Origin of the sequence: Mesorhizobium silamurunense (assembly GCF_014843825.1) — a bacterium.
GTDB lineage: Bacteria > Pseudomonadota > Alphaproteobacteria > Rhizobiales > Rhizobiaceae > Mesorhizobium > Mesorhizobium silamurunense.
Genome location: NZ_JHQR01000049.1, coordinates 1 through 7,561 on the forward strand (window position 1 = coordinate 1; position 7,561 = coordinate 7,561).

At 64.4% G+C, this 7,561-nt stretch carries 8 protein-coding genes; 3 read left to right on the forward strand and 5 right to left on the reverse strand.

Translation table 11 applies throughout. The features are described from left to right. Positions 1-269, reverse strand: a 269-nt coding sequence (locus tag DH10_RS05325) for a MarR family winged helix-turn-helix transcriptional regulator (protein ID WP_192384377.1), incomplete at its 3' end; no start/stop codon positions are given. A 241-nt stretch (positions 270-510) separates the two neighbouring features. On the opposite strand from DH10_RS05325, the gene DH10_RS05330 reads away from it, so the two are divergent. Continuing rightward, positions 511-1,548, forward strand: a complete 1,038-nt coding sequence (locus DH10_RS05330; RefSeq protein ID WP_192255246.1) for a phosphatidylglycerol lysyltransferase domain-containing protein — start codon at positions 511-513, stop codon at positions 1,546-1,548. Positions 1,549-1,609: 61 nt separating this feature from the next. On the opposite strand, the gene DH10_RS05335 is transcribed toward DH10_RS05330, so the two are convergent. Both DH10_RS05335 and DH10_RS05340 read right to left on the reverse strand, forming a co-directional pair. Further along, positions 1,610-2,371 carry an ABC transporter permease gene (locus tag DH10_RS05335; RefSeq protein WP_192255262.1) on the reverse strand — a complete coding sequence of 254 codons (762 nt, stop codon included), beginning with the start codon at positions 2,369-2,371 and terminating at the stop codon, positions 1,610-1,612. Between the two features lie 14 nt (positions 2,372-2,385). Beyond that, positions 2,386-3,312, reverse strand: a complete 927-nt coding sequence (locus DH10_RS05340) for an ABC transporter ATP-binding protein (protein ID WP_192255248.1) — start codon at positions 3,310-3,312, stop codon at positions 2,386-2,388. 296 nt (positions 3,313-3,608) lie between these two features. Here DH10_RS05340 and DH10_RS05345 point away from each other — a divergent pair, with 296 nt between their 5' ends. Both DH10_RS05345 and DH10_RS05350 read left to right on the forward strand, forming a co-directional pair. Then, on the forward strand, positions 3,609-4,970 hold the full coding sequence (locus DH10_RS05345; RefSeq protein WP_192255250.1) for a cytochrome ubiquinol oxidase subunit I: 1,362 nt from the start codon (positions 3,609-3,611) through the stop codon (positions 4,968-4,970). A gap of 4 nt (positions 4,971-4,974) precedes the next feature. Then, positions 4,975-5,979 carry a cytochrome d ubiquinol oxidase subunit II gene (locus tag DH10_RS05350; RefSeq protein ID WP_192384379.1) on the forward strand — a complete coding sequence of 335 codons (1,005 nt, stop codon included), beginning with the start codon at positions 4,975-4,977 and terminating at the stop codon, positions 5,977-5,979. Between the two features lie 166 nt (positions 5,980-6,145). Here the strand turns inward: DH10_RS05350 and msrA are convergent, their stop codons facing one another. Both msrA and DH10_RS36670 read right to left on the reverse strand, forming a co-directional pair. After that, on the reverse strand, positions 6,146-6,874 hold the full coding sequence (gene msrA, locus DH10_RS05355) for a peptide-methionine (S)-S-oxide reductase MsrA (RefSeq protein WP_192255254.1): 729 nt from the start codon (positions 6,872-6,874) through the stop codon (positions 6,146-6,148). Positions 6,875-7,164: 290 nt separating this feature from the next. Further along, positions 7,165-7,561, reverse strand: a 397-nt coding sequence (locus DH10_RS36670) for a hypothetical protein (RefSeq protein ID WP_246811493.1), incomplete at its 5' end; no start/stop codon positions are given.

Genomic DNA, 7,561 nt, shown 5'->3' on the forward strand with positions numbered 1-7,561 from the left:
GATTGCATGACCTCGACCAGGCCGAGGTCGGTGAGGAGCGACACGGCCCGCGTCACGCCCGGCTGCGCGACGCCGAGGGACTGCGCCAGCTCGCCGACCGGCAGCGGCCCCAGCCTGTCGAGCGCGGCGAGCAGGGGATACTGGCTCGACTGGATCCGCACATCCAGACGATCGAGCACGCGCTGCGTGTCGGCCTGCAACTGCTCGCCAATGCGCTTCAGCCTGCTGCCGAGGCAGACAAAGCCGAGGGACCGCAGAATGTCTTCCATCGTCGACCTGCCGGAGCGAAAAACGATAACTTGATATATAACATTGCATGGACTTTGGCAATATGACTTGGCGATGCAAGCCGGTCAGTGCCGGCTTCGGCCGGCAGACATTCCCTCTTCATTCGCGGTCGATAGCATCCTATATGGCGCTGGCGCGACATGACCGATAATCGGTCGCGCCAAGGCGACTGATTCGAGGCCCGCGGGCTGCGGGTCTCTGTTCATCGGCACGCGGAAGCTCATGCCCTCCCTGCGTATCTATATCGACAGGTTTCTTGAAGGCGCGGCGCCCAAGGTGCCGCGCCGCGAGCTGACGCATCTCGAGCGCCTGGCGCTGGTTCGGCGGCATGGCGACTTCTCGCTCGCCTATTCCACCGCCGTGCAGCAGAAGCTGTCCTATTTCAGCGACGGCGACGGCTACATCGCCTTCGGCACCAAGATGAAGCACCATTTCGCCCTCGGCGATCCGGTGGTCGATCCGGCGGACAGGCCCGGCTATATCAAGCGCTTCGTCGAGGCTGCCGGCGGCCCCTGGTTCGTCCAGATCGGCGCCGCCACGGCAAAGGTGCTGGCCGGGCTCGGCTATCAGGTCAACCGGCTGGGTGTCGACACCAGCCTGCAATTGCCGGCGCATGATTTCTCGGGCAAGCGCAACGAAACCGTGCGCTATTCCGAGCGCTGGCTGGCGAAGAAGGGCTTCACCTTCGCCGAGGACAGGGCCAACATGCTCCTCGCCGAGGTTTCGCGGCTGTCCGAGAATTGGCGCGGCGAGCGCATCGTCAAGCGCTGGGAGATGGGCTTCCTCAACCGTCCCTTCGCCGACCATCTCGGCGCCGACATGCGCCGCTTCGTCCTGCATGGTCCCGAAGGCGAGCTCGTCGCCATCCTCGATTTCGATCCGCTGTTCAGCGGCGGCAAGGTCATCGGCTACACCACCGCCTTCAAGCGCAAGCAGGTCGACGCCACCCCGCATGCCGAGATCGGCCTGACCAAGTACGCCGTCGACCGCTTTCGCGAGGAAGGCATTTCGGTCGTCACGCTCGGCCTGTCGCCGCTGCTCGATGTGGAACCGAGCGGCTTTGCCGAATCGAATTTCTGGCGCGGCGCCTTCCAGCGCGCCTACCAGTCGCCCTGGGTCAACCGCTCGCGCTTCAACCTGCAGGGCCAGGCCGCCTTCAAGCGCCGCTTCCACGGGCTGGAGGAACCGACCTACATCGCCTTCCGAAGAGGGACGCTGATGGAGATGCTGGGGCTGCTGCGGCTGATCAAGGCGATTTGAAATAGGCCCTATTTCCTCTCCCACGCTCCGCGGGGCGAGGAACCGCCCCTTCGTCGGCCCGTCAGTTCCTGAGCCGATACCCCGTCCGGAAGATCCACGCCACGATCGCGATGCAGACGGCCAGGAACACCAGCGTCATGCCGAGGCTGACGCCGACCGAGACATCCGCCTTGCCGTAAAAGCTCCAGCGGAACCCGCTGATCAGGTAGACGACCGGGTTGAACAGCGTGACCGTCTTCCAGATGCCGGGCAGCATGTGGATGGAATAGAAGCTGCCGCCGAGGAAGGTGAGCGGCGTGACGATCAACAGCGGCACCAGCTGCAGCTGCTCGAAAGTCTTTGCCCAGATGCCGATGATGAAGCCGAACAGGCTGAAGGTCACCGCCGTCAGCACCAGGAAGGCGACCATCCAGAACGGATGCTCTATCCTCAGCGGCACGAACAGCGCCGCGGTGCCTAAGATGATCAGTCCGAGCAGGATCGACTTGGTCGCCGCGCCCCCGACATAGGCGATGATGATCTCGAGATAGGAGACCGGCGCCGACAAAAGCTCGTAGATCGAGCCGACGAATTTCGGGAAGTAGATGGCGAAGGACGCGTTCGAGATCGACTGCGTCAGAAGCGAAAGCATCGTCAGCCCCGGCACGATGAAGGCGCCGTAGCTGATGCCGTCGATCTCAGTGATGCGCGAGCCGATGGCCGAGCCGAAGACGACGAAATAGAGCGATGTCGAGATGACCGGCGAGATGATGCTCTGCAGCACCGTGCGAAACGCGCGCGCCATCTCCATCCGGTAGATCGCCCACACTGCACGAAGATTCATGGCCGCGCGCAGGTTCATGGCTCTTGCCTCAGGAGATTGACGAAGATCTCTTCGAGCGTGCTGTTCTTGGTGTCGAGATCGCGGAACTGGATGCCTGCGGCCTCGAGGTCGCGGATCAGCGAGGCGACACCCGGCCGGTCGCTCTGGTTGTCATAGGTGTAGGTGAGCTGCCCGCCGTCGCTCGACAGCTCCAGCGCATAGCGCGACAGGCCGTCCGGCATGGCGGTGAGGGGCGCGCGGAGCTCCAGCGTCATCTGCTTGCGGCCGAGCTTGCGCATCAATTCGGCCTTGCCTTCGACCAGGATGATCTCGCCACGGTTGATGACGCCGACCCGGTCGGCCATCGCCTCGGCCTCCTCGATGTAATGCGTGGTCAGGATGATGGTGACGCCGTCCTCGCGCAGGCGCCGCACCATCGCCCACATGTCCTGCCGCAATTCGACGTCGACGCCGGCCGTCGGCTCGTCGAGGAACAGAACGCGCGGCTCATGCGACAGCGCCTTGGCGATCATCAGCCGGCGCTTCATGCCGCCCGAAAGCGTGATCGCCTTGGCGTCCTTCTTGTCCCATAGCGAGAGGTCGCGCAGCACCTTCTCGACGAAATCCTTGTTGGGAGCCTTGCCGAACAGGCCGCGGCTGTAGTTCACCGTCGCCCAGACCGTCTCGAAGGCGTCGATGGTGAGCTCCTGCGGCACCAGCCCGATCAGGCTGCGCGCCGCGCGGTAGTCCTTGCTGATGTCGTGTCCGTCCACGGTGACGCTGCCCGACGAGCGGTTGACGATGCCGCACACGATCGAGATCAGCGTCGTCTTGCCGGCGCCGTTCGGCCCGAGCAGCGCGAAGATCTCGCCGCGCTCGATGTCGAGATTGATTTCCTTCAACGCCTTGAAGCCGGTGGCATAGGTTTTCGTGACACCGGAAATCGAGATGATGGATGACATGCTGAAAAACGGCCGGCTGGAAAAACGTGACCTGATATAGGTCGGATGTCGTTTTATTCAAATCGGCAATCGACGGTCCTCCTGACAGTTCTGGACAGTCGCCTTCGCCGGCTGGCGGCACAACGGTGTCGCGAACGCGTCCGCGGCGTCGAGAAGCTGTCACGCGGGAGGTTTACCCAGTCCGGGAACGGCTCCGGTCTGGCGCTGCGACAACCCGCCTCGCGTGACGCCGCGCCGCTTTGACCGATGCTCCTATGAGGCCTATCCTCGAAGAATAACAGCAGCCGGAGTCGCCCATGGACCCGCTCATTCTGTCGCGTATCCAGTTCGGCGCGAATATTTCGTTCCATATCCTGTTTCCGGCGATCACCATTGCACTTGGCTGGGTGCTGCTGTTCTTCAAGCTCCGCTACAACGCCACGGGCGACTCCGCCTGGATGCGCGCTTATTTCACCTGGGTGAAGGTTTTCGCGCTGTCTTTCGCCATGGGCGTGGTTACCGGCGTCACCATGAGCTTCCAGTTCGGCACCAACTGGCCGGGCTACATGCAGAAGGTCGGCAACATCGCCGGCCCGCTGCTTGCCTATGAGATCCTCACCGCCTTCTTCCTGGAGGCGGCCTTCCTCGGCATCATGCTGTTCGGCTTCCGCCGCGTCTCCAACCGCATCCACACGCTGGCGACGGTCCTGGTGGCCGGCGGCACCACGGTTTCCGCCTTCTGGATCATTGCGCTGAACTCCTGGATGCAGACGCCGGCCGGCTTCGAAATGCGCGATGGGGTGGCGCATGCCGTGAACTGGTGGGCGGTGATCTTCAATCCTTCGATGCCCTATCGCCTCGTCCACATGCTGCTGGCCTCGGGGCTCACCGTCTCCTTCCTGATCGCCGGCCTGTCGGCGCTGCGCTACCTGGTTGGCGACCGCTCGGAATCGATGTGGAAGGCGCTGCGCACCGGCGTCTTTACCGCCGCCATCCTGATCCCGATCCAGATCTTCGCCGGCGACCAGCACGGGCTGAACACGCTTGCGCACCAGCCGCAGAAGATCGCCGCAATGGAAGCCAACTGGAACACCGGCCCCAACGTGCCGCTGGTCCTGTTCGCGCTGCCGGACGAGGCGGCGAAGGAGAACCGGTTCGAGATCACCATTCCGGACGGCGCCAGCCTCGTGCTGCGCCACAGCGCCAGCGGCGTCGTGCCGGGCTTGAACGACTATCCCGGCAACCATCCGCCGGTCTTCCCGGTGTTCTGGGGCTTCCGCGTCATGGTCGGCACCGGCATCTTGATGCTCATCGTCTCCTGGTCGGCCGCCTATTTCCTCAAGCGGCGCCACAGCCTGCCGAAGCCGCTTGCCCTGCTTATGGTTCCCATGACCATCTCCGGTTGGGTGGCGACGCTCGCCGGGTGGTACACGACCGAGACCGGCCGCCAGCCTTGGCTGGTCACCGGCGTGCTGAAGACGGCGGAGGCGGTCGGCCCGGTCGCCGGCAGCCATGTGGCGCTGACTTTGGCCGTCTATCTCATCCTCTATGTGCTGCTCTTGATCGCCTATCTCGGCGTGCTGGTGCATCTGGCGCTGAAGGCGGCCAAGGATGGCGACGCCTCGCCGCTGCCGGGCGCCATGAACGCCGCCCTTTCACAGCAGGCCGCGGGAGAGTGAAACGATGACCTTCGACTGGCCGACCGCGCTTCCGCTGATCTTCGCCGGCCTGATGGGCCTCGCCATTCTGATCTATGTCATCCTCGACGGTTTCGATCTCGGCATCGGCATCCTGTTCGCCGCCGCCGAAGACTCAGAGCAGGACACGATGATCGCCGCGATTGGTCCCTTCTGGGACGCCAATGAGACCTGGCTGGTGCTGGCGGTCGGGCTTTTGCTGGTCGCCTTCCCGATGGCGCACGGCACCATCCTGACCGCGCTCTATATCCCGGTTTTCCTGCTGCTGGTCGGGTTGATCCTGCGCGGCGTCGCCTTCGATTTCCGCGCCAAGGTGCCGGCCGGCAAGAAGCAGCGCTGGAACCGCATCTTCTTCATCGGCTCGGCAACCGCCTCGCTGGCGCAGGGCTATATGCTGGGCGTCTATGTGCTCGGCCTCGATGTCGGCTTTGGCGGCATGGCCTTCGGCGCGCTGGTCGCGCTCTGCCTCTCGGCGGCTTACGCCGCGATGGGTTCCGCCTGGCTGATCTATAAGACCGAGGGCGACCTGCAGGTGAAGGCCGTGCGCTGGCTGCGCACCACGCTGGTGCTGACGGCGCTCGGCATGGTCGCCGTGTCCTTGGCCACGCCCTACGCCAGCCCGCGCATCTTCGACAAATGGTTCCTCTGGCCCGAGATCCTCTATCTCTCGCCGCTGCCGATTGTGTCGGCGCTGCTGTTCCTGTGGCTGTGGCGGCAGACCTTCCATCTGCCGCGGCCCGATGACAGCCATGCGTTGACGCCGTTCCTGACCTTGGCCACCATCTTCGCGCTCGGCTTCGCCGGCCTCGCCTGGTCGTTCTATCCGTTCGTGGTGCCCGACAGGCTGACGATCTGGCAGGCCGCCTCGGCGCCGGAAAGCCTGGCCTTCATCCTGGTCGGCACCGTCGTCGTGCTGCCGATCATCATCTTCTATTCCTTCTACGCCTACCGCGTGTTTGGGGGGAAGGCGACGGATTTGACCTACGATTGAAAGCGATCTCCCCCTTGAGGGGGAGATGGCCGGCAGGCCAGAGGGGGTCGTCTCACATAAATCGCCGGCGTTGTCGTTCGTCGCGGAAGGCGCTGGTGCTCTACGCGCGGCGACCCCCTCTGTCGCCTTCGGCGACATCTCCCCCTCGAGGGGGGAGATTAGGCGCTCAGCTCTTGCTGCTTGCCAGCACCAGCACCGGCTTTTCGCTGTAGAGCTTGGGGAACAACGACTTCAGGTTCTCGATCTTGGGCAGGTCGTTGTAGACGATATAGGGGTAGGTCGGGTTCAGCGTCAGAAAATCCTGATGGTAGTCCTCGGCCGGGTAGAAGGTCTTGCCGGTCTCCAGCGTCGTGACGATCGGCTTGCCAAACACCTTGGCCTTGTCGAGCTGGGCGATGTAGCTCTCGGCGACCTTCTTCTGCTCGTCGTTCTCGGCGAAGATCGTCGAGCGGTACTGCGTGCCCTGGTCCGGCCCCTGGTAGTTGAGCTGGGTCGGATTGTGCGCGACCGAGAAATAGACCTGCAAGAGCTGGCCATAGGTGACCTTCGACGGGTCGTAGGTGATTTCGACCGATTCCGCATGCCCGGTGCGGCCGGTGCCGACGATCTCGTAGACGGCGTTCTCGGCGCTGCCGCCGGTGTAGCCGGAAACGGCCTTGCTGACGCCCTTGACGTGCTGGAACACGCCCTGCACGCCCCAGAAGCAGCCGCCGGCGAAGATGGCTTTCTCGGTGCCGCTGGCGGCTTTTTCATCCATGGCCGGCGGCGGGATCACGACCGCGTCCTCGGCCGAGCGTGCCGGCGTCTCCCAGAAGGCGGCGGCCGCCGCCGTCAGCACCAGCGCCGCTAGCGGGGCCAGGAACCGCCGCGCGGCCTTTTTTTCGATGCCGTTCATGTTGGATCTCCTTGTTCTAGCTTACGACTATACGACGGAAGCCGCCGCAAGTTTCTCACTTTGCCGTGCGGCGGCCGGCGGCGCTCCCCTCTCCGTCTCGGCTTCGCCGAGCCACCTCTCCCCCCTTTCATGGGGGCGAGGAAACGCCAATCGCCGAGGTCGCGGCCTTCGCAAGCCTGGGTTCCTCGCCCCCGCAGAGCGGGGAGCGGTGGATCGGCGCGCAGCGCCGAGACGGAGCGGGGGAGCGCCCTCTGCGATTGTTCGGCCCGCTGAAGAGAGGCCGGCACCGCTTATTGAGCCGGAGCCATCGCGTTGGCCGGCTTCATCGCATCCGTCGCGGGTTTCATGGCGTCGGTGGCCGGCTTCATCGCCTGGGTGCTCATCGCATCGGGCTTCATCGCATCAGTCGGTTTCATGGCGTCGGTCGCCATCGCATTGGCGGGCTTCATGGCGTTGGTCGCGTCGTCGGCGCGGGCGCCGGCGGCGAAAGCCGTGGTTGCGAGCGCAATGGCGAGCGCCGTCAGAAATTTGGTCACGCCGGTCTTTTTGGTCACGTAGGTCTCCTTGGGTTGTGGCGCGCGGATGCGGGCCGGATGGTGCGCTGCCGCTTCCTGCGGCGCCGCGCGAAAAATCAGTTGGCGGCGGCCGCCAGGATCGGCCCGCCGCCCGGTGCCTGCACCAGCACCG

What these genes read in the sequence shown, in the direction of transcription:
- DH10_RS05350 (WP_192384379.1), top strand. Translation starts at nt 4,975, where the DNA reads ATGACCTTCGACTGGCCGACCGCGCTTCCGCTGATCTTCGCCGGCCTG.
- DH10_RS05345 (WP_192255250.1), top strand. Translation starts at nt 3,609, where the DNA reads ATGGACCCGCTCATTCTGTCGCGTATCCAGTTCGGCGCGAATATTTCG.
- DH10_RS05335 (WP_192255262.1), bottom strand. Translation starts at nt 2,371, where the DNA reads ATGAATCTTCGTGCAGTGTGGGCGATCTACCGGATGGAGATGGCGCGC.
- msrA (WP_192255254.1), bottom strand. Translation starts at nt 6,874, where the DNA reads ATGAACGGCATCGAAAAAAAGGCCGCGCGGCGGTTCCTGGCCCCGCTA.
- DH10_RS05330 (WP_192255246.1), top strand. Translation starts at nt 511, where the DNA reads ATGCCCTCCCTGCGTATCTATATCGACAGGTTTCTTGAAGGCGCGGCG.
- DH10_RS05340 (WP_192255248.1), bottom strand. Translation starts at nt 3,312, where the DNA reads ATGTCATCCATCATCTCGATTTCCGGTGTCACGAAAACCTATGCCACC.